Below are 20,353 nucleotides of genomic sequence, written 5' to 3'. Positions count from 1 at the left end.
ATGACCATCCGCATCCTGCTCATCGACGACCACACCCTGTTCCGCTCCGGTGTCCGCCTGCTGCTGCAGCGCCAGCCCGACTTCGAGGTCGTTGCCGAGGCCGGGGACGGCGTCGAGGGCCTGAAGCGCGCCAAGGAACTCAAACCCGACGTCGTGCTGCTGGACCTGAATCTGCCCGGCTTGTCGGGGCTGGAAACGCTGCAGCTCCTGACGCAGGATCTGCCCACGTGCGCGGTCATCATCCTGACCGTGTCCGAAGAAGCCGACGAGCTTGGACAGGCGCTGCGCGACGGCGCCCGCGGCTACCTCGTCAAGAACATCGACGCGGACGCCCTGGTGTCCGCCATCCGGCGCGCCGCCAACGGCGAAGCCGTCATTGCGGACAGCATGACGGCCAAGCTGGTCGAGCAGTTCCGGGGACAGGCCAGCCAGACGCCGCCGCCACCCGGCACCGCGGAACGTCACCGCCTTACCGCACGCGAAACGCAGATCGTGCAATGGCTGGCGCGCGGGGCCAGCAACAAGGTCATTGCGCGCGAACTGGATGTCAGCGAAAGCACCGTCAAGATCCATGTGCAGAACGTGCTGAAAAAGCTCAATCTGACCAGCCGCGTGCAGGTTGCGGTGTATGCGGTCGAGCGCGGCCTGTACACCGAGGAATAGTCCTATAAAAGGCGCCGCGCGCGCCGCGCGGTTTGATTTTCGACAAGGCCCGGGGGACGGGCGGCCCATAGACTGGCCGTCATGCAAACTCGAACCTCTCCCATAGAGCTCGTGGCCCCGGCAGGCAGTCTGGCCGCCTTGAAAGCGGCGATTGAAGCGGGCGCCGACACCGTCTATCTCGGGCTCAAGAACGCCACCAACGCCCGCAACTTTGCCGGGCTCAATTTCACCGAAGCCGACATCCGCGCAGGCGTTGAACTGGCGCATCGCCAGAACCGTCACGTGCTGTTCGCCATCAATACGTTTGTGCAGGCCGGCCGCATGGCCGAATGGCAAGCCGCCGTCGATGCCGCCCACGATCTCGGCGCCGACGCCGTCATCATGGCCGATCCGGGCCTTCTGGCCTACGCCAGCGACCGCTATCCGGACCTGCGCCTGCATCTGTCTGTACAGGGCTCGGCCACCCACACCGACGCCATCGAACTCATGAAGGAACAGTTCGGCATCCGCCGCGTGGTGTTGCCGCGTGTGCTGACACTGACGGAAATCGCGCGCATCTGCGCCAACGTCAGTGTCGAGGTCGAGGTGTTTGGTTTTGGCAGCCTGTGCGTCATGGCCGAAGGCCGCTGTCTGCTGTCGTCATACGCCACTGGCGACTCTCCCAACAACAAGGGCGTCTGTTCGCCCGCGCACGCGGTGCGCTGGGTCGAAGAAGACGGCCGCATGGATGCGCGCCTGTCCGGCATTCTCATCGACCGCTACGAACCCGGCGAACCGGCCGCGTACCCCACGCTGTGCAAGGGCCGGTTCGAAGTGGACGGCCAAGCCGACCACGCACTGGAAGAACCCACCAGCCTGAACGCCATTGGCCTGTTGCCCAAGCTGGCCGAAATGGGCGTATCCGCCATCAAGATCGAAGGACGCCAGCGCAGCCCGGCGTATGTCACGCAGGTGGTGTCCACGCTGCGCGCCGCGCTGGACAGCGTGCATGCGGACGCGTCACGCTTTTCTCCGCGCCCCGAATGGAACGCCATGCTGGCGCGCCATGCCGAGGGTTCACAAGTCACACAAGGCGCTTTCGAACGCCCATGGAAATGACCCAAATCCCCTTTCAGATTTCCGTCGGCCCCTTGCTGTACTACTGGCCGCGCCAGCGCACCATGGATTTCTACGCCGCCGTCGCTGAAAGCCCGGCGGACATCGTCTACATCGGCGAAACGGTCTGTAGCCGGCGGCACGAGCTGCGCGCCGACGACTGGCTTGAACTGGCGCGTGATCTGCGCGCGGTGGGCAAGACCGTGGTGCTGTCGGGCCGCACGCTGATCGAGACCGGCGCCGAGGCCAGCGCCTTGAAGAAGCTATGCGAACAGCAGGACTTCATGGTCGAGGCCGGCGAACTGGGCGCAGTGCGCCATCTGAGCGGCCGCGGCTTTGTTGCCGGCCCGCACGTCAATGCCTATCACGGCGGCACGCTGACCTGGCTGGCGAACCGCGGCGCCGTGCGCTTTGTCGCTCCACTTGAAATGGACGGTCCTACGTTGGAACGGCTGCTGCGCGAGCGTCCCGCCGGCATGCAGGCCGAAGTCATGGTGTGGGGAAGAATGGCGCTGGCGTTTTCGGCACGCTGCTTCACGGCCCGGCACTTCCGCCTGAAAAAGGACGACTGCGGCTTTCGCTGTATCGAGCATCCTGATGGCCTGGACATGCGCACTCGCGAATCGCGCGAATTTCTTGGCATCAATGGCATCCAGGTGCAATCGGCCGCATGCCTGGACCTGTTGGCCGAAGCGCCGGAACTGGCGGGCATGGGCGTCGACGTCCTGCGTGTCAGCCCGCAATCGGCCGGCACACTCGAAGCGATCGCCGCGCTCGACGCCACGCGCCGCGGCGTCAAACCTGATGCGGTTTCGCCGCCCGCGGGCATCGGCCGCTGCAATGGTTACTTCTACGGGCAGGCCGGTATCGGCCTGCAGGAGGCCACCGCATGAGCGCCGCCCTGACTCTACCGCCCATGCTGGCCAAGCTGGGTAAGCGTGTGCCGGGACCTTTCGTGTCCCTGCATTTTGTCGCGGGACTTGAACTGGCCCGCCGCCTGAAGTGGCTGGAACCGCCCGCCGAACTGAACGGACGCACATTTGCCATCACCGTCGAAGACCTGGGGCTGCGCAGCAGCTTTGTGGTGCGCGACGGCGCCTTCCGGCCGCTGTGGAACAAGGGGCCGCAAGCCGCCGAACTGGAACTTGGCGCGAAGCTGGCCGATTTTCTGGCGCTCATGCGCGCGGAAACGGATGCCGATACCTTGTTCTTTCAGCGCCGTCTGCGTATCGCTGGCGATACGGAACTGGGATTGATCGTCAAAAACTGGCTGGATGCCGCGCCGCGGCCGGCATGGCTTCAGCGCATTAGCGTGGTGCATGGTGGGATCGGGAGCGGGGCGGGCGGCTGATCTTTCTGCCGAGCCGGTTTCTCCGCCCGGCTCGGCATCCCGTCATTTTCCAGCGCGCCCCTCCATGCGGCGCGCGACGCGCGACAGCGCCAGGCTGGCGGCCAGATACAACAGCGCCACCGCCAGATACACCTCAACGTGATAAGGCCGCCAATCGGTGCTCGCGACTACCGCCTTGGCCGCGCCCAGCACGTCGAACACGCCGATGATGCTGACCAGCGATGTGTCCTTAACCGCGCTGACAAAGACGCCCAGCGCGGCTGGCGCGGCGATGCGACGGGCCTGCGGCCAGATCACGCAGGCATAGGCCAGCGCGGGCCGCATGCCCAAGGCGCGTGCGGCCATCATCTGGCCGGGCGGAATCGCCTGCAACGCGCCGCGCAGCACTTCGGCCAGCACACACGCGGTATGCAGGGTCAGCGCCGCCAGCGCCATGCTGAATTTGGAGACACCGCCGCCAAGCAACATGGGCAGCACAAACGATGCGAACAGCAGCTGGGTCACCAGCGGCACGCCGCGCACCGCTTCGATCAGACCGGCTGCGGCCAACGAACCGGCGGGGCTGCCGGACCGGCGAAGCAGGGCCAGCGCGAAAGCCAGCGGCACGGCCGCCACCAGCGCGGCGATCGCCAGGACCAACGTGACGAGCAGTCCGCCCCAGCGTTGCGGTCCGATGAAATCTCCGCCCCACGGCCAGCCGGTCAGCGCGGCCACGGCAACGCCAAACAGCGCGGCCAACAAGACGATACGCATGCGCGCCGGTACGCGACGCGCGCCCAGGGCGACAGCGATGGCGGCCAGAAGGGCCAGGGACGCGATCAGCGCGGGCCCCCGGTGCACGTCGGACATGGTGCCGTAGAACAACAACGGCAGGTTCTCGCGCACGGCGGCCCAGCAGGCGCCCGCCGCATTTGCGCAGGTCATCGGGTCGCCTGACCACACGGCTCGAAGTACCGCCCAATCGAGCAGTGACCAGGCCACGGCGGCCAGCAGCAAAGACAGAACGGCCGACATCGCTTTGCGCCGAAGGGTTCTGGCCTTACGAACAGCGCCATCCCGGAATGCGCGGTCGCCCAGGCGCGCGCCGTGCGTGTCGCCGGGGCCGTGCCGCGTATTGCGCGCGTTCCACGCGGAGAGCCCGCCGCCCAGGCAGAGCGCCAGCGTCAGGTAAATGCTTACGGCAAGCGCAATGCCTTCCAGCGCCAGCCCAGTTTGCGTGATGGCCGTGTTGATGACGGCCATCAGCTCCTGGTAGCCGATTGCGATGGCGAGCGTGCTGTTCTTGATGAGCGCCAGGCATTGGTTCGCGTAGGGCGGCAATGCGACGCGCGAGGCGTAGGGCGCGATCACCAGCCGCAGCACCTTGACGGGCGTGAGGCCCAAGGCTTGGCCGGCTTCGAGCAGTCCCACGGGAACAGCACGGACCGCGCCGCGCACTATGTCGGCGATGTAGGCGGCGTGAAAAACGACGAGACCGAGGGTCAACGCGGCAAATTCGATGCTGGGTTGCCAGCCACCTTGCAAACCGAGCCCGCGCTTGACGGGCAGGTCGATCTGCATGGGGGGCAATAGCGCCCACGTGATCGTGGCGGCGGCCAGTATTGCAGCCAATATTGCGGCCAGTGCGGCGGCAGACGAAGCGGGCAACGCGGTGTTGCGCCAACGGCGGCGGGCGTACCAGGCCCCCGCCAGCGCAGCCACTGCCACGCCCGCATAAGGCAGCCAGCCATGCAAGGCGGGCAAGGCCAACCCGCGATTGGACAGCAGCACGGAAGGCAGCGGCGACCAGGCTTGACGCAGATCCGGCAGCCGCAGCAGCAAGCCATACCAGACGAAAAGCTGCAACAGCACTGGCGTATTACGCAGCGGTGCGATGACCAAGGCGGCAACGCGGGCCGCCAGCGGGTTGGACGACAACCCCAGAAATCCCAGCCCTACGCCCAAGACAGTGGCCAGCGGTATTGCCACGAAGGCGACGGTCAGCGTATTGACCAGTCCCGCTGCCAGGGACATCCAGTAAGGATCTTCCGGCGTGACGTTGAGCAGGCTCTCAGAGATGCGGAACCCCGCCGGCTGAAAGAGAAAGCCGAACCCGCCCTGGATACCTCGGGCGGTCTGCACCGATTCGATGTGCAGCACCAGAAGGGCCGCCATGCCGCCCAATCCCAGGATCCACGCCAGCGAATGCAGCCAGCGGCGCCACGGGGCAGTCAACGGGAAGGGAAGCGAGGTGGCAGTCATGGCGGGCCGGGCGGCATCAATCAAAAAAGAAGTAGGGCGGACCCGGTGGCCCGCCCGCGAATCATTTAGAAATGCGCATCAGACGATGCGCATCAAACGATGCATCGAGCGATCTGCACTAAGCGATTCGCGTCAAACGATTCGCATCAAACGATTTTCACCAAGCGAAGCGCATCACTGAAACGGCGGCGAATACAACAAACCGCCCTTGTTCCACTGCGCGTTCAAGCCGCGTTCCAGCTTGAGCGGCGTGGCGGCGCCCAGGTTGCGGTCCCACACCTCGCCGTAGTTGCCCACGGCCTTGATGGCCTGCCTGGCCCACGTTTCGTCCAGGCCGAAGCTCTTGCCGATGCCGGGGTCCACGCCAAGCAGGCGGCGCACCTGCGCATCAGTGCTTTGCGTCTGGCTGTCGGCATTTTGGGCGGTGATGCCCAGCTCTTCCGCGGCGACCAGCGCGTTGACCGTCCAGCGCACGATGGCGGCCCAGTTCGGGTCGTCCTGGCGTACGAAGGGGCCGAGCGGCGACTTGTTGATGCGCTCGGGCAGGATGACGAAGTCGTCGGGCTTGCTGGCGCGCGCGGCGCGGCTGGCGGCGAGGGTGGACGCATCCGACAGATACACGTCGCAGCGGCCGGCGTAAAAGGCCTGCTCCAGCTCGACCAGGTTTTCGATGACGACCGGGCGATAGCTGAGCTTGTTCTTCTTGAAATAGTCGACCAGGTTCTGTTCATTCACCGTGCCGGGCTGCACGCAGACCTGCGCGCCTTCCAGCTCGGTGGCGCTCTTGACGCCCAGCTTGCGCGGCACCAGGAAGCCTTGGCCGTCGTAGAACACGATGCCGGCGGACGCGATGCCCAATCCTCCGTCGCGGCCCGACGTGATGGTGGTGTTGCGGTTCAGCACGTCGATCTCGCCGGACTGCAGCGCCGGAAAGCGTTGCTGCGAGCTCAGCGGCACGAAGCGGGTCTTTTCCGGATCGCCCAGCACGGCGGCGGCCAGCGCGCGGCACAGGTCGGCGTCAAGGCCGGTCCAGCGGCCTTGCTTGTCGGCAATCGACAACCCTGCCGACCCCTGGCTGACACCGCACACCAGTTCACCGCGCTTCTTGATGGTGTCCACCGTGCCGGCCTGCGATGCGCCGGCAAGCGCCATCGCGGCGGCAATGCCCGCCGCTTTGAATAGATGATTCAAACGCATGCTGTTCCCATGATTGTTGTGTGCAAGAGAGGCACGAATTCTATGGGCGCGTAGTGGTATGCCGAGCGACTTAATACTCATATCAATATGAAAACTAAGCCTTATCCAGATGCGCGTCATATACCTAGAATGCCCGCATGCCAGATGGTCTGGCGGAGTAGGTTGCGCATGGCTTGGCAGGACGAATTCAGACAGCTGTTTCCCATCACGCGCGATAAGGCCTACGCCAACATCGCGTACACCAGCCCCTTGTCGCCGCATGTGTCATCCGCGGTGGCGGGCTTTTTCGACAGCATCACGCATGCGCGCAGCGACAAGCCGCAATGGCTGCGCGATGCCGACGCCCTGCGCGTGCGGCTGGCCCGTTTGATCGGCGGTGACGCGCGCCGGCTGGCGTTCACCAAAAACACCACCGAAGGGTTGAACACAGTCGCGCAGGGGCTGGCCTGGAAGGAGGGTGACAACCTCATCGTCGACGATCAGGAACATCCCTCGAACGCCTTGCCGTGGCTCAATCTGCGCAGGCGCGGCGTACAGGTGCGCGTGGCGCAGGCGCGCGCGCATCGCTTCACGGTCGATGACCTCTGGCAGCACGTGGACGCCCGCACGCGTTTGATCGCGGTGTCGTGGGTGCAGTACGGCACGGGGCTGCGCACCGACATCCGGGAGCTGGGACGGCGCTGCGCCGACCGCGGCATCTGGCTCGTGGTGGACGGCATCCAGGGCGCGGGCCTGTTGCGTGCGCAAGTGGACGACTGGAACGTCGACGCCTTTGCGTGCGGCGCGCACAAGGGCATGCTGGGTCCGCTGGGGGTGGGCTTGCTGCACGTGTCGCCACGGCTTCTCGACGCGCTGGACCCCTTCTACATCGGTCCGTCTGGTGTGACCACGCTGGACAAGTCCGGCCTGCAATGGCAGGCCGCGGTGTCGGACGCCAATGACGCGCGGCGGCTGGAGACCGGCAACCTGAACTATCCCGGCATCGCCGGCTGGGCGGGCGCGCTGGACCTGATCGAACAGGCGAGGCCCGAGCGCATCGAGCCCTGGGTGCTGGAACTGTCGCAGGCGCTGAGCGACGGACTGCGCAGCTTGGGCGCGCAAGTCGTGTCGCCGCTGGGCGATGACGTGCGCAGCACAACCACGGCGCTGCGCGTGGCGGATCCTGCGGCCGCGCTGGCGCATTTGACGCAGGCCGGTGTCGTGGCAAGCGTCGTGGAGTATGGTTACGTGCGCCTGTCCGTGGGCGCCTATAACAACCATGAAGACATCGAACGCATTCTGCGCGCCACGCGCGCATTTGCGGCCTGATCTGAATTTTCAATCACGTATTGACCGGAGAGACTGATGACTGAAGCGAAGAAGCCCAACTGGCGCCTGGAAACCGTGGCCGTTCATGGCGGCTACCGCCCCGATCCGACCACACGCGCGGTGGCGGTGCCCATCTACCAAACGGTGGCCTATGCGTTCGATGACACGCAGCACGGCGCGGACCTCTTCGATCTGAAGGTCGCGGGCAACATCTACACCCGCATCATGAATCCGACCACCGACGTGCTGGAGCAGCGCGTGGCGGCCCTGGAAGGCGGCATCGCCGCGTTGGCGCTGGCGTCGGGCCAGGCCGCCGTCACGTACGCGATCCTCACCATCGCCGAAGCGGGCGACAACATCATTTCGTCCAGCACGCTGTACGGCGGCACCTACAACCTGTTCGCGCACACGCTGCCGCAATACGGCATCACCACGCGTTTCGCCGACCCGTCCGATCTGGCCGCCTTCGAGGCGCAGATCGACGACCGCACCAAGGCCATCTTCGCGGAGTCGGTCGGCAATCCGCTGGGCAATATCACCGACATCGGCGCGTTGGCTGAGATCGCGCATCGGCACGGCCTGCCGCTGATCGTCGACAACACCGTGCCGTCACCGTACCTGCTGCGTCCCATCGAGCACGGCGCCGACATCGTCGTGCAGTCGCTGACCAAGTATCTGGGCGGACACGGCACCAGCCTGGGCGGCGCCATCATCGACTCGGGCAAGTTCCCGTGGGCCGAGCACAAGGCCCGCTTCAAGCGCCTGAACGAGCCGGACGTCAGCTACCACGGCGTGGTCTATACCGAAGCCTTCGGTCCCGCCGCGTATATCGGCCGTGCCCGCGTGGTGCCGCTGCGCAACACCGGCGCGGCGATCTCGCCGTTCAATTCATTCCAGATCCTGCAAGGCATCGAGACGCTGGCGCTGCGCGTGGACCGCATCGTGGAAAACGCAGTCAAGATCGCCAGCTACCTGCGCGAGCATCCGAAGGTGGAATGGGTGAATTACGCGGGCCTGCCGAATCATCCGGACCATGCGCTGGCCAAGAAGTACCTGGGCGGCAAGGTGCCGGGACTCTTTACGTTCGGCGTGAAGGGCGGCCGCGACGCGGGCGCGCGCTTCCAGGACGCGCTGCAGCTCTTCACGCGTCTCGTCAACATCGGCGACTCCAAGTCGTTGGCAACGCACCCGGCATCCACCACGCACCGCCAGTTGAACGCCGAGGAACTGAAGAAGGCCGGCGTGCGCGAGGAAACCGTGCGCCTGTCCATCGGCATCGAGCACATCGACGACCTGATCGCCGATCTGGAACAGGCGCTGGCACAGGTGTAAGCGCGTGGGCCGACGGCCGCACCGGGCTGGAATCCGATCAGACCGATGCGGGCCGGCGCCGTCGCAAGGCGGACGGCGCCATGCCTTCCGTGCGCTGGAACACCCGGCTGAAGGCGGCCTGGGACTGATAACCCACGCGTTCGGCGGCCTCCTGGATGCCCATGCCCTGATCCAGAAGCCGCCGCGCCACGCGCATGCGCAGCATCTGCAATAGCTGCGCGGGTGTGGTGCCGCTTTGCAGCGTGAAGCGGCGGTGGAAGGTGGCTTTGGACATGTGGACGCGGTCTGCCATGTCCTGCATGCTCCAGGGCGCGGCGGGCTCGGCCAGTATCGCCTGGAGCAGTCCGGCCATTGCCGGATCGCGCGCCAGCACGAAAAGGCCGTGCGCCTGGCGGTCCTGAATCGCCAGGTGGCGCAGCATGAAGAAGATCAGCAGGTCCGTCAGCCGCTCCAGCACGACGGGCGAGGCGGAAGGCTCCCTTGTGGTTTCGTCCAGGATCAGGTCGAACACACCGCGTGCGGCGCGAAAGCGGTGGTCGTCCGCGCGCAGCAGCAGATAGTCGGGCAGGGTGTCGGCCAGCAAATCGGCGAGCCCCGGGCGAAACTGGAAGAACCCGCAGGCAAGGCCCGTGCCGTCAGGCTGACGCGGCGATAGCGGTTGCATCGGGCCGCACACGGCGCCGGTGCTGACGGACGGCTGCAGGGGCGTCAACACATGGGCGATGTCTCGCAGGAAGAAGATGCCGTCGCCCGCCGCCAATGTGTGCGATTCCTGGCGCGACGCAATGTCCGCGCGCAACGGCCGTGCAGGATCAGGTGAAAACTGGCGCGGGCGCGCCCGCTGGTGCTGGCGGTCCAGTTGCCGCAGTATTGACCCAGATGATAAAGACTGGATTGCACCTCCAGGCTGGAGAGCAGCACGGCGTCCACGGCGGCTTGATCGGTGAGGGCGGAATCGAGGGTCAAGGTGGCGTTCGGTTATAAGCGCATAGCTGAAAGTCGATAAGATCTAGCATCAAGTTGCGATCCTCGTGCATTGTCGCTTGCGGGGCGCTGCACGCAAAATGGTGTTTTCATTCGATAGTCCAATGGAGATCTTCATGGCCCGTCTGACCGTGCACACCGCGCAAAGCGCGCCCGAACCCACCCAGGCGGCGTTGGCCGCAGCCGAGAAGGGCGCAGGGTATCTGTCCAACCTGCTGGGCGTGCTGGCCAGCGCGCCCGCCGCGCTCGAGGCCTACCAGACGCTGTCGCAGATCAACGCGCGCGCCGGCCTGACGCTGCAGGAGCGCGAGGTCGTGCAACTGGTTGCCGGCACGCTGCATGGCTGCACCTTCTGCGTGGCGGGCCACACCGCGCTGGCGCGCAACAAGGCCAAGCTGTCTCCCGAAGTCGTGGACGCGCTGCGCGCGCAGGGCACGCTGCCTGACGCGCGCTTGCAGGCGCTGGCGGCATTTACGCAAGCGGTGATCCGCACGCGCGGCCGCGTCGACGATGCGGAACTCAAGGCCTTGCGCGATGCGGGCTTCACCGAGGGCAATGCGCTCGAGGTGATTCTGGGCGTGGGCCTGGCCACGATCTGCAACTTTGCCAACAACCTGGCGCAGACCCCCTTGAACGAACAACTCAGCGAATACGCCTGGAGCGGCGCGCAATGACGGCGCAGACCGCGACCCGGCATCCTGACGCGACCGACCTGGCCGGCGGCGCGATCCTGCCGCAGGACCTGCAAGATTGGCTTACGCAACATGCCGAGGCGCTGGACGACGGCAGCCTTGACGCCGCCACGGTGCTGCCGCGGCTGGCGTCGGCGGGGCTGTTCCGCATCGGCGTGCCCGAGGCGCAGGGCGGCCTGGCCGGCACCGATATCGGCGATGCGATCGAGGCGGTGTCGCAGGTGGCTGAACGCTCGGTCGCCAGCGCGTTCGTCGCGTGGGGCCAGCGCGTCTTCATCGAGTATCTGCTGACCAGCCCCAATGCGGCGCTGGCCGAGCGCTGGCTCGCGCCGTTGCTTGCCGGTGAACTGGCGGGCGCCACCGCGCTGTCCAACGCCATGAAGTTCCTGAGCGGCATCGAGTCGCTGCAGATCGCGGCACGCGATGTCGACGGACAGTGGACGCTGGACGGCCGCATGCCCTGGGTGACGAATCTGCGGCCGCAGGGCTTTCTCGTCGCGGCGGCCGTCACTGCGCCCGACGGCACCCCCGCGGTCGTCGCGCTGCCGCACGATATTGCCGGACTGGAACGCAGTGCGGACCTGTCGCTGCTGGCGCTGCAGTCCAGCAACACCGCTGCGCTGGATGTGCGTGGCGTGCGCATCGGTCCTGAATGGCTGATCCACGCCGACGCGCGGCAGTATCTGCCGGGCGCGCGTCCGGCGTTCGCCGGCCTGCAATGCGGCCTGTCAATTGGCCTGGCCCGCAGGGCCTTGCAGGCGGCCGGGCAAGCGGGACAGGGCCAGGCGTCGCGCGGCATCCTGGGCCAACCGTTGCAGGCGCTGTCCGCGCAACTCGACGAGTTGACGGCCAGCCTCATCGCAGGCGTGCGCAGTCAGCGTTTTGTAGCCGAACCGTGGGCTTTGTTCGAAGTCCGCATTGCGCTTGCAGAAGTGGCGAACGCGGCGGTGCAGCTTGAACTGCAAGCCAGCGGCGGCGCGGCCTACCTGAAGCCTGGTGGCGCCGGCTTTGCGCGGCGCTGGCGCGAGGCGGCGTTCCTGCCCATCGTCACGCCGAGCCTGGTGCAGTTGAAGACCGAACTGGCCAAGCGCCAGGCCCGGCTCGCCGCGCAGGCCGCCTCATGACGGCGGTGCCGCTGCCGGTGTTGCAGGCCCGGGGCCTGGCGCTGCGCTACCCCGGCGCGGACGGCGCCGTCTTTGACGGCGTCGACCTGGATCTGGCGCGCGGCGAAGTGGTCGCGGTGCTGGGCGCCAGCGGTGCGGGCAAATCCAGCCTGCTGCGCGTCCTGGCCGGCCTGCAGCCCGCCACCGCCGGGACGCTGCTGATGGAAGGCGCGCCGCTCACCGGCGTGCACCCGCGCGTGGCGGTGGCGTTTCAGGATCCGAGCCTGTTGCCCTGGCTGTCGCTGGAACGCAATGTTTCCTTCGGACTGGACTTCAAGCATCAGCCGGCGCTGACGGATGCGCAGCGCCGCGCGCGCGTGACGCAGGCCATCGACGAAGTGGGACTGGCGCATGCGCGGCATCTGCGTCCGGCGCAATTGTCGGGCGGCATGGCGCAGCGCACGGCGCTGGCGCGATGCCTGGCGCGCCAGCCGTCGGTGCTGCTGCTGGACGAACCCTTTGGCGCGCTGGACGAGGTCACGCGTGGCGACATGCAGGAACTGCTGCGCAAGGTGGTCGCCGACTTCCAGACGGCGGCCGTCCTGATCACGCATGACATCGATGAAGCGCTGCTGCTGGCCGACCGCATCGTGCTGCTGGGCGGCACGCCAGGGCGCATCCTGGGCGTGTGGCAGGTGGATCTGCCCCAGCCGCGCGCCGATCTGCTGCCGGAAATGGGCGCGCTGCGCCTGGAGATCCTTACCCGCCTGCGCGCCGCGCTGCGGACCTCGCGCGGCGCTGCCGTGCCTGCCTGACCCACCTCGCTAGGAGCTTTCTGATGTGCCTTGAACACATGTCGCGTCGCGACTGGTTGAAACTCTCGGCTCTGCTGACCGCCGGCGGCGCCGCATCTTTGCTGTCGGCCTTCAATGCCCGTGCGCAGTCCGAGCCGGACGCGCCCGTGCGCATCGGCTACCTGCCCATCACCGACGCCGCGCCGCTGCTTGTGGCGCACAACAATGGCTTGTTCGACAAGGCGGGCGTCAAGGCCGAAAAGCCCGTGCTGCTGCGCAGTTGGGCGCAAGTGATCGAAGCCTTCATCTCCGGTCAGGTGAACGTGGTGCATCTGCTGTCGCCGATGACGGTGTGGGCCCGCTTTGGCAGCAAGGTGCCCGCCAAGGTGGTGGCCTGGAATCACGTTGGCGGCTCCGGCCTGACCGTGGCGCCCGCCGTCAACAGCGTGAAGGAACTGGGCGGCAAGACGGTGGCGATCCCGTTCTGGTATTCCATCCACAACGTCATGCTGCAGTACCTGCTGCGCGAAAACGGCCTGACGCCGGTGGCGCGCAAGGACGGCGCGCCGGCCGCCAACGAAGTGAACCTGGTCGTCATGGCGCCCGCGGACATGCCGCCCGCTTTGGCGCAGCAGCGCATTGCGGGCTACATCGTGGCCGAGCCGTTCAACGCGGCGGCTGAAACCCTGGGCGTGGGCAAGGTGCTGCGCTTCACCGGCGACATCTGGCGCAACCATGCTTGCTGCGTCGTCTTCATGCACGAGCGGGACCTGACGCAGCGGCCGGAATGGTCGCAGAAGGTGGTGGATGCCATCGTGCAGGCGCAGCTCTGGATCCGCGACAACCGGGCCGAGACGGCGCGGCTGCTCTCCAAAGAGGGCATCAACCGCTACACCCCGCACACGCTGCCGGCGTTGTCCAAGGTGCTGGCGCCGCCGCCCGAGGACCGCGAGCAGTACCTGGCCAGCGGCGCGATCCGGCATGCTGATTGGGACGAACGCCGCATCGACTTCCAGCCGTATCCGTTTCCCAGCTACACCGAGGAACTGGTGCGGCGGCTGCGCGACACGCTGATCGAGGCGGACCGCGGATTCCTGGCCGACCTGGATCCGGCGCGTGCGGCGGCCGAACTGGTGGACGATCGCTATGTCCGGCGGGCAATCGAATCGGCCGGTGGCCTGACGCGTTTCGGCTTTCCCGACGCGTACAGCCGGACCGAGCTGGTGCAGGCGTGACGGGGCGCGAGTCCGTGGCGCCGGCGCCGCCCGACGTGCAGCGGCAGGCGGCGGTGCCTTCCCGACGCACAAGGGCGGCTGGCCTGGGTCTGGGCGCTCGCTACGCGCTCGGCCTGGGCGGGTTGGGGCTCCTGCTGGCGCTGTGGTGGCTGGGTACGGAAGTCCTGGCGCCGGCGGGCGGCATGGCCCGGCGCTTTGCGCCCGGACCCACCTTCGTCAGCCTGGGCGAATTGCTGTCCGGCTCGGACCTGCCGCACCACATCCTGGTCAGCCTGCGGCGCATCGCGGTGGGCTTGGGGCTGGCCTTGGCGATCGGCGTGCCGCTGGGCCTGGCGATCGGCAGCTGGCGCCGGCTGGAGGCGGCAGCCTCGCCCGCCATGCAATTCCTGCGCATGATCTCGCCGCTGTCGTGGATGCCGATCGCCGTCATGGTGTTTGGCGTCGGGGACGATCCCGTTTACTTCCTGCTGGCGTTCGCGGCGGTCTGGCCGATCGTGCTGAACACGGCTGCCGGCGTGCAGCAGCTTGATCCGCGCTGGCTGCAATTGGCGCAGAGCGTGGCAGCGACCCGCTGGGAGACGCTGCGCAGCGTCATCCTGCCCGGCGTGATGGGTCACATCTTGACCGGCGTGCGGTTGGCGATCGGCATCCTGTGGATCGTGCTGGTCCCGTGCGAAATGCTGGGCGTGTCGGCCGGCATGGGGTATTTCATTCTGGACACGCGCGACCGGCTGGCGTATTCGGAACTGATGGCGATGGTGCTGATGATCGGCGTGCTGGGGTTCCTGCTGGACGCCGGCGCCCGGGCGTTGTACCGCTACTGGCGCGGCCAGTAGCGACCCGGGGTGGCTACCCCTTTGCCACCCGCTACTTGCGCGCGCTTTTGCCGTTTGCCGCGCACACCAGGTCCCGCAGCCGCCGCTGCACCGGGTCGCGCGTGACGGGCGCGTTGCGGATGCCCGCCACCGGGATGGACTCCACGATCGCCCCGGTGGCGTCGTTGCCCGCGTGGTGCAGAACCTGGGTGACGGTATAGGTGTCGGCGGCGCAGTTCAGCGTCACCGGCTGGGTCACCGAGCCGTAGGGTTGGCCATTGGCCTCGGAGATGCGCGGCTGCGCGTAGAACCAGGCCACCGTCACCGCGCGTACCGTTGGGCTTTCGGACACGGTGCGGATGGAATTGCTGTCGTAGAACACGCCCGGCATCGTCTGCGGGTCGACCGGCACCCAGGCCGGATCGTTGGCGGCGGCGCCATGCGCCATCGGGCCGCCGCTCGCCCCGACAAACAGGGCCAGGGCGAGGAGGGCAGAAGGAGGCCTTGCGGTCATGGGCGATTCCGTGGTGTCGGGGCAGGGGCGCGCGTCCGGTAAGACGTGAGCATGCGTTACGCCAGTATAGAGAACCGGGCGCAACGCGCTATAGTTCCGTCCGTTCGATAAATGTGGCTGGCGGCGTGGGGGGCTGGCATTATGCCCGGCATGCCTGGACCCAAGACCATCAGACTCGTGGCCGCCGGCCTGGCGGTCATCACCGCCGCCGTGCTCGCGCGCGGCATCTACCAGATCATCCCGATGGGCGATCCGCTGCCGCGCAGCGAGGTCGTGGGTGAACTCAATGGCCCGGCGCTGGCGTCTTACTCGCGCGTTGCCATCCAGCGTTACGGCGAACGCCAATTGCTAACCGGCCAGCTTCTGGTCACCGCCAAGGACATTGACGGCCTGGCGCAGGCGCCCGTGCTGGACACGCAGATCCCGGCGCTGAAAGACAGGCTGCAAAAGCAGCGGATCCAGCTCGCGCAGACCGGCGCCATCACCGCCATGGCGCATGGCCACGGCGATCTGGCCCTGACCATGCTGCAGACCGGGCGGTCCACCACCGATACGCGCAACCTGATCTACGGAGGACGGGGCACCGGCGTATTCGAGCTGCTGGGCTCCATCAGCGGCGATACCGGCGTAACGTTGATCGGTGCGCCCGGCGGTGAGCCGCTGTACCTGATCACCAGCACCCTGCGTAGTCCGGGCGAAGGCGATCAGCCCGCGGCCTGGGATGCGCTGCGTTCCGACGACCTGGGCGTCACGTGGACCTACGATCCCGACGTGACGCTGGGCGTGCCGCAGTTGCACACGGCCTTTCTCACCGACCGGCTGGCGATTGCCCTGGAAAACCACGAGATCGGCGTGCGCCTGCTGCATAGCTGCGACGGCGCCAAGCACTGGTCGGCGACGCGGCTGAAAGAGCAGGTGTGGCCCGATTCGGCCGCGTTCGAGCGCAAGTTCGCCGAGATAGCGGAGCGGGATCGCAAGGCGTACGGCACGGAGCAATTGGGCTATGGCTGGTCGCTCTACCCGCTGGACGACACGCGCGCGGTGGGTTGGAGCTGGCGCACCCGCGTGCGGCCAGAAGGCCAGGACGCGCCTGAATTGATCGAGACGCGCCGCTTCGAAGTGCAATTCCAGGAAGGCGCGTCGCCCGCGTTCCGCATTACGCCGGACGTTGCCCGGGTGCCGGCTCAGGACGCCCATGCGCTGCTGACGCGCGATCAACCCGTCTTCGAAACCGAAGGCGACACCATCTACCAACTGGACAAGACCGGCATGGCCTGGGTGAAGCGATCACGCTCGCCGAACGTGCGCGGCGCGGCGTCGTGGATCGGGCAGGCGTGGTTCGGGCGCAATGCGTGGGTCATCAAGACCTACGCTGAACAGCTGTTCTCGGGCAACGAATACACGAAGACCTACTTTTACAGCCGCGACAAGGGCAGGTCCTGGCGGCCATTCCAGTTGTCGCACGAGCAGGAGCGCGGGCTGCTGGGCCTGGACCAGACCGGCGACGCCTTGCTGTCGCTTGCGGAACGCAACGGCAAGACCGTCATTCAGCGGTATCCGCTGGATTGAATCCGAGATAGCGGCACGCCGCCGCGTTCGCCAGCAGGCGTCCGCCAATCGGCCGTCGGTTCATCCTTCAGCCGCAGCGCGCCCTCGGCTAATCGGACACCACATATTCCGGATAACGCTTGCAGATTTCAGCCACCTGGCTGAGCGTGCCCGACAGGTGCTCGCGCAGCACCTGTTGCGCCCAGGCAGGATCCTGCGCGGCGATGGCGTCCACCAGCCGCTGATGATCGTCCAGGATGCGTTCCGCCTTGCCGGCTTCCGGCAGATGCAACCGCCGCAGCCGATCCAGGTGGCCGCTGTAGCGCTGCGCCATTTCCCACAGGCTGGCCACGCCGGCGGCTTCGTGCATGTCGCGGTGAAACGCCTGGTCGGCGTTGATGAATTGCTGGTATTCGCCGGTGGCGTGGGCGGCGCGCTGCAGGTCGATGGAGGCCTGCAGGCGCTGGAGCAGCATCGGGTCGGGCCGCTGCGCCAGCAGATGGACGATTTCCAGTTCCAGCGAGCGGCGCAGGAAATGCGCCTGCCGGGCGGCCGCGATGTCGACGCGGCTGACCACCGTGGTGTGCTGCGGGTAGATTTCGACCAGGGCTTCCTCGGCCAGCCGCATGAGCGCATCGCGGATGGGCGTCTGGCTCAGACCGTAGCATTCGGCCAGGGTGACGCGCGATAGCGGTGCGCCAGGTACGAGTTCGAGCGAAATGATCTGCCGCCGCAGGTGTTCAAAAACCTGTGGGGCCGCGTGGCGGGAGCGATCCAGTCTGAGCTTCTGGCTTTGCATCGAGTAAACATGTCGAGGTTCCGCGCAGGAATGGGCGGATGGCGAATGCCGCAGTGTAGCGGGTTTTCACCTAGCTGACGCACTAATGTATTAGTGTTTAAATGCTTTGACTCTTACTCCGCATCCCTCGTATCCCCATGAAACGCACCTACGAAAGCTTGCGCAGCGCTGCCTGGATGGCCAAGGACGATCTGCGCTCCTTCGGCCACCGTTCCCGCATGATGCAGATGGGCTACGGCCCTGACGATTGGGCCGGTCGCCCCGTCATTGCCATCATCAACACCTGGTCCGACCTGAACCCCTGTCACAGCCATTTCAAGCAGCGCGTCGAAGACGTAAAGCGCGGTGTGTTCCAGGCGGGCGGATTTCCGGTGGAGCTGCCGGCGATTTCCGTGTCGGAGTCTTTCGTCAAACCGACCACCATGCTGTACCGCAACTTCCTGGCCATGGAGACCGAGGAGCTGTTGCGCAGCCACCCCGTGGACGGGGCCGTCCTGATGGGCGGCTGCGACAAGACCACGCCCGGACTCATCATGGGCGCCATCAGCGCCGGCCTGCCGTGCGTCTACGTGCCCGCCGGCCCCATGCTGCGCGGCAACTGGAAGGGCAAGATCCTGGGTTCCGGGTCGGACGCCTGGAAGCTCTGGGACGAACGCCGCGCCGGCAAGATCACGCAGGAACAGTGGACGGAAGTGGAGGGCGGCATCGCCCGCAGCTACGGCACCTGCATGACGATGGGCACCGCCAGCACCATGACCGCCATCGCCGAGGCCATTGGCATGACGCTGCCCGGCGCCTCGTCCATCCCTGCTGCGGATGTGAACCACATGCGCATGTCGGCCGAGTGCGGCCGGCGTGTGGTCGAGATGGTCTGGGACGACCTGACACCGCAGCGCATCCTGAGCGTGGCGTCGTTCAAGAACGCCATCAACGTCGCCATGGCGATGGGCTGTTCCACCAACGCCATCATCCACCTGGTCGCCATGTCGCGCCGGGCGGGCTGCGCCGTGGGCCTGGACGACTTCGACGCGGCCAGCCGCAAGGTGCCCGTCATCGCCAACATCCGGCCCAGCGGCGACACCTACCTGATGGAAGACTTCTACTACGCGGGCGGCCTGCCGGCGCTGATGTCGCGGTTGCAGGATGCCCACCTCGACCTGTCTGCCATGACGGTTACCGGCAAGACGCTGGGCGAGAACATTGCGGGCGCCGAGGTTTACAACGACGACGTCATCCGCAAGCTGGACGAGGCGATCTACGACGAAGGTGCGTTGGCCGTGCTGCGCGGCAACATCGCGCCCGACGGCTGCGTGATCAAGCCCAGCGCGTGCGCTCCGCAATACCTGCGGCACACCGGCCCTGCGCTGGTCTTTGACGACTATCCCAGCATGAAGGCCGCCGTCGAGGACGAGAACCTGGACGTCACCGCCGACCACATCATGATCTTGCGCAATGCCGGTCCGCAGGGCGGTCCCGGCATGCCGGAGTGGGGCATGCTGCCGATCCCGACCAAGCTGGTCAAGCAGGGCGTGCGTGACATGCTGCGCCTGTCGGATGCCCGCATGAGCGGCACCAGCTACGGCGCCTGCATCCTGCACGTCGCGCCCGAAAGCTACATCGGCGGCCCGCTGGCGCTGGTCAAGACCGGCGACACGATCACCGTGGACGTGCCCGCCCGCACCATCAACCTGAACATCAGCGACGAGGAAATGGCCGCGCGCCGCGCCGCCTGGACGCCGCCGCCCAAGCGCTACGAGCGTGGTTACGGCTGGATGTATTCCAAGCACATCCTGCAGGCCAACGACGGCTGCGACCTGGACTTCCTGGAAACGGAATTCGGCGCGCCCGTGCCCGAGCCCGCCATTTTCTGAATCCGCCATTTTTAGATCACCGATCCAATACCCGGAGCCATCGTGTCCCAAATGAATCCCGAAACCCGCGCCCGGCTGGCCGGCGTCAGCACCGCCACCCTGTGCACGGCCCTGTTCAAACGCGGCCTGCGCAACCAGTTCATCCAGGACGTGCGCCCGTTGAACGCCAACCTGCCCAACATGGTCGGCCCGGCCTTCACGCTGCGGTACATCCCCGCGCGCGAAGACCTGAACACGATCAAGGTGTTCGAAGACCGCGCGCATCCGCAGCGCGCCGCGGTCGAGACCTGCCCGGAAGGCGCGGTCTTCGTCATCGACAGCCGCAAGGACGCGCGCGCCGCGTCCGCAGGCTCCATTCTGGTCACCCGCCTGATGAAGCGTGGCGTGGCGGGCGTGGTCACCGACGGGGGCTTTCGCGATTCACCCGAAATTGCCGAGATGGGCTTTCCCGCCTATCACCAGCGTCCGTCCGCACCCACCAACCTCACGTTGCATCAGGCGCTGGACATCAATGCGCCCATCGGCTGCGGCGACGTGGCCGTGTGGCCGGGCGACATCGTCGTGGGCGACCGGGAAGGCGTGGTGGTCATTCCGGCGCACCTGGCTGACGAGATCGCCCTGGAAGCCGTCGAGATGACCGCCTTCGAGGATTTCGTGACCAGCCAGGTGCAAGGCGGCGCGTCCATCCTGGGCCTGTACCCGCCGACCGATCCGGGCACGAAGGACAAGTTCGCCGCCTGGCGCAAAGAACAGGGCCGCTGAGCCTTGCCGCCGGCACGACCGGCACCCCACACATACCTATAAAACAAGG

Annotated in this window: 19 protein-coding genes; 14 read left to right on the top strand and 5 right to left on the bottom strand. The window is 66.8% G+C overall.

The features are described from left to right. From B3098_RS24100 to ubiT, 4 genes are all read left to right on the top strand, one after another. On the top strand, positions 1-663 hold the full coding sequence (locus B3098_RS24100) for a response regulator (RefSeq protein WP_175121305.1): 663 nt from the start codon (positions 1-3) through the stop codon (positions 661-663). Positions 664-744: 81 nt separating this feature from the next. Continuing rightward, complete coding sequence (ubiU, locus tag B3098_RS24095; RefSeq protein ID WP_286899486.1) at positions 745-1,761, top strand: ubiquinone anaerobic biosynthesis protein UbiU; 1,017 nt, start codon at positions 745-747, stop codon at positions 1,759-1,761. Beyond that, the gene (locus B3098_RS24090) at positions 1,752-2,651 is read left to right on the top strand and encodes a U32 family peptidase (RefSeq protein ID WP_376784617.1); all 900 of its coding nucleotides are present in this window, start codon (positions 1,752-1,754) and stop codon (positions 2,649-2,651) included. Before ubiU ends, B3098_RS24090 begins: the two co-directional genes overlap by 10 nt. Further along, a complete protein-coding gene (ubiT, locus tag B3098_RS24085) occupies positions 2,648-3,109 on the top strand; it encodes a ubiquinone anaerobic biosynthesis accessory factor UbiT (RefSeq protein WP_286899483.1) in 462 nt (153 codons plus the stop codon). Before B3098_RS24090 ends, ubiT begins: the two co-directional genes overlap by 4 nt. A gap of 42 nt (positions 3,110-3,151) precedes the next feature. Here the strand turns inward: ubiT and B3098_RS24080 are convergent, their stop codons facing one another. Together B3098_RS24080 and B3098_RS24075 are read right to left on the bottom strand one after the other, a co-directional pair. Next, positions 3,152-5,350 carry an ABC transporter permease subunit gene (locus B3098_RS24080; RefSeq protein ID WP_286899481.1) on the bottom strand — a complete coding sequence of 733 codons (2,199 nt, stop codon included), beginning with the start codon at positions 5,348-5,350 and terminating at the stop codon, positions 3,152-3,154. Positions 5,351-5,524: 174 nt separating this feature from the next. Beyond that, a complete protein-coding gene (locus B3098_RS24075) occupies positions 5,525-6,547 on the bottom strand; it encodes an amino acid ABC transporter substrate-binding protein (protein ID WP_286899479.1) in 1,023 nt (340 codons plus the stop codon). A gap of 168 nt (positions 6,548-6,715) precedes the next feature. Here B3098_RS24075 and B3098_RS24070 point away from each other — a divergent pair, with 168 nt between their 5' ends. Together B3098_RS24070 and B3098_RS24065 are read left to right on the top strand one after the other, a co-directional pair. Further along, positions 6,716-7,855 carry an aminotransferase class V-fold PLP-dependent enzyme gene (locus tag B3098_RS24070; protein ID WP_286899476.1) on the top strand — a complete coding sequence of 380 codons (1,140 nt, stop codon included), beginning with the start codon at positions 6,716-6,718 and terminating at the stop codon, positions 7,853-7,855. A gap of 36 nt (positions 7,856-7,891) precedes the next feature. Beyond that, positions 7,892-9,187: an O-acetylhomoserine aminocarboxypropyltransferase/cysteine synthase family protein gene (locus tag B3098_RS24065; RefSeq protein ID WP_175121311.1), complete on the top strand. Its 1,296-nt coding sequence runs from the start codon at positions 7,892-7,894 to the stop codon at positions 9,185-9,187. A gap of 37 nt (positions 9,188-9,224) precedes the next feature. Here B3098_RS24065 and B3098_RS24060 read toward each other — a convergent pair whose 3' ends face one another. After that, on the bottom strand, positions 9,225-9,986 hold the full coding sequence (locus B3098_RS24060; RefSeq protein WP_286899472.1) for an AraC family transcriptional regulator: 762 nt from the start codon (positions 9,984-9,986) through the stop codon (positions 9,225-9,227). A 301-nt stretch (positions 9,987-10,287) separates the two neighbouring features. On the opposite strand from B3098_RS24060, the gene B3098_RS24055 reads away from it, so the two are divergent. Genes B3098_RS24055 through B3098_RS24035 form a run of 5 tightly spaced genes read left to right on the top strand, consistent with a single transcriptional unit; the run spans position 10,288 to position 14,831 of the window. After that, a complete protein-coding gene (locus B3098_RS24055) occupies positions 10,288-10,845 on the top strand; it encodes a carboxymuconolactone decarboxylase family protein (RefSeq protein ID WP_175121313.1) in 558 nt (185 codons plus the stop codon). 53 nt (positions 10,846-10,898) lie between these two features. Then, positions 10,899-11,987: an acyl-CoA dehydrogenase family protein gene (locus tag B3098_RS24050; protein ID WP_414631318.1), complete on the top strand. Its 1,089-nt coding sequence runs from the start codon at positions 10,899-10,901 to the stop codon at positions 11,985-11,987. Next, positions 11,984-12,781, top strand: a complete 798-nt coding sequence (locus tag B3098_RS24045; protein ID WP_286899466.1) for an ABC transporter ATP-binding protein — start codon at positions 11,984-11,986, stop codon at positions 12,779-12,781. The genes B3098_RS24050 and B3098_RS24045 overlap by 4 nt, the downstream gene beginning before the upstream one ends. A gap of 23 nt (positions 12,782-12,804) precedes the next feature. Next, the gene (locus tag B3098_RS24040) at positions 12,805-13,995 is read left to right on the top strand and encodes an ABC transporter substrate-binding protein (protein WP_175183628.1); all 1,191 of its coding nucleotides are present in this window, start codon (positions 12,805-12,807) and stop codon (positions 13,993-13,995) included. Continuing rightward, the gene (locus B3098_RS24035; protein WP_414631309.1) at positions 13,992-14,831 is read left to right on the top strand and encodes an ABC transporter permease; all 840 of its coding nucleotides are present in this window, start codon (positions 13,992-13,994) and stop codon (positions 14,829-14,831) included. The genes B3098_RS24040 and B3098_RS24035 overlap by 4 nt, the downstream gene beginning before the upstream one ends. A 31-nt stretch (positions 14,832-14,862) precedes the next feature. On the opposite strand, the gene B3098_RS24030 is transcribed toward B3098_RS24035, so the two are convergent. Further along, the gene (locus B3098_RS24030) at positions 14,863-15,324 is read right to left on the bottom strand and encodes a surface-adhesin E family protein (RefSeq protein WP_175183627.1); all 462 of its coding nucleotides are present in this window, start codon (positions 15,322-15,324) and stop codon (positions 14,863-14,865) included. Positions 15,325-15,474: 150 nt separating this feature from the next. Between B3098_RS24030 and B3098_RS24025 the strand changes: the two genes are divergently transcribed. Then, positions 15,475-16,893 carry a hypothetical protein gene (locus tag B3098_RS24025; RefSeq protein ID WP_286899461.1) on the top strand — a complete coding sequence of 473 codons (1,419 nt, stop codon included), beginning with the start codon at positions 15,475-15,477 and terminating at the stop codon, positions 16,891-16,893. 88 nt (positions 16,894-16,981) lie between these two features. Here B3098_RS24025 and B3098_RS24020 read toward each other — a convergent pair whose 3' ends face one another. Beyond that, positions 16,982-17,671 (bottom strand): GntR family transcriptional regulator, encoded by a 690-nt coding sequence (locus B3098_RS24020; protein WP_286899460.1) that lies wholly within the window; start codon positions 17,669-17,671, stop codon positions 16,982-16,984. Between the two features lie 137 nt (positions 17,672-17,808). Here B3098_RS24020 and araD point away from each other — a divergent pair, with 137 nt between their 5' ends. Together araD and B3098_RS24010 are read left to right on the top strand one after the other, a co-directional pair. Then, positions 17,809-19,542: an L-arabinonate dehydratase gene (araD, locus tag B3098_RS24015; protein ID WP_175183625.1), complete on the top strand. Its 1,734-nt coding sequence runs from the start codon at positions 17,809-17,811 to the stop codon at positions 19,540-19,542. Between the two features lie 51 nt (positions 19,543-19,593). After that, a complete protein-coding gene (locus B3098_RS24010; protein ID WP_056561707.1) occupies positions 19,594-20,304 on the top strand; it encodes a ribonuclease activity regulator RraA in 711 nt (236 codons plus the stop codon). Positions 20,305-20,353: the final 49 nt, after the last annotated feature.

Origin of the sequence: Achromobacter sp. UBA2119, from assembly GCF_002331005.1 — a bacterium.
Lineage (GTDB): Bacteria > Pseudomonadota > Gammaproteobacteria > Burkholderiales > Burkholderiaceae_B > Achromobacter > Achromobacter animicus.
Note: the sequence above shows the minus strand (reverse complement) of the source record. Positions and strands in the feature narration are given on the sequence as shown.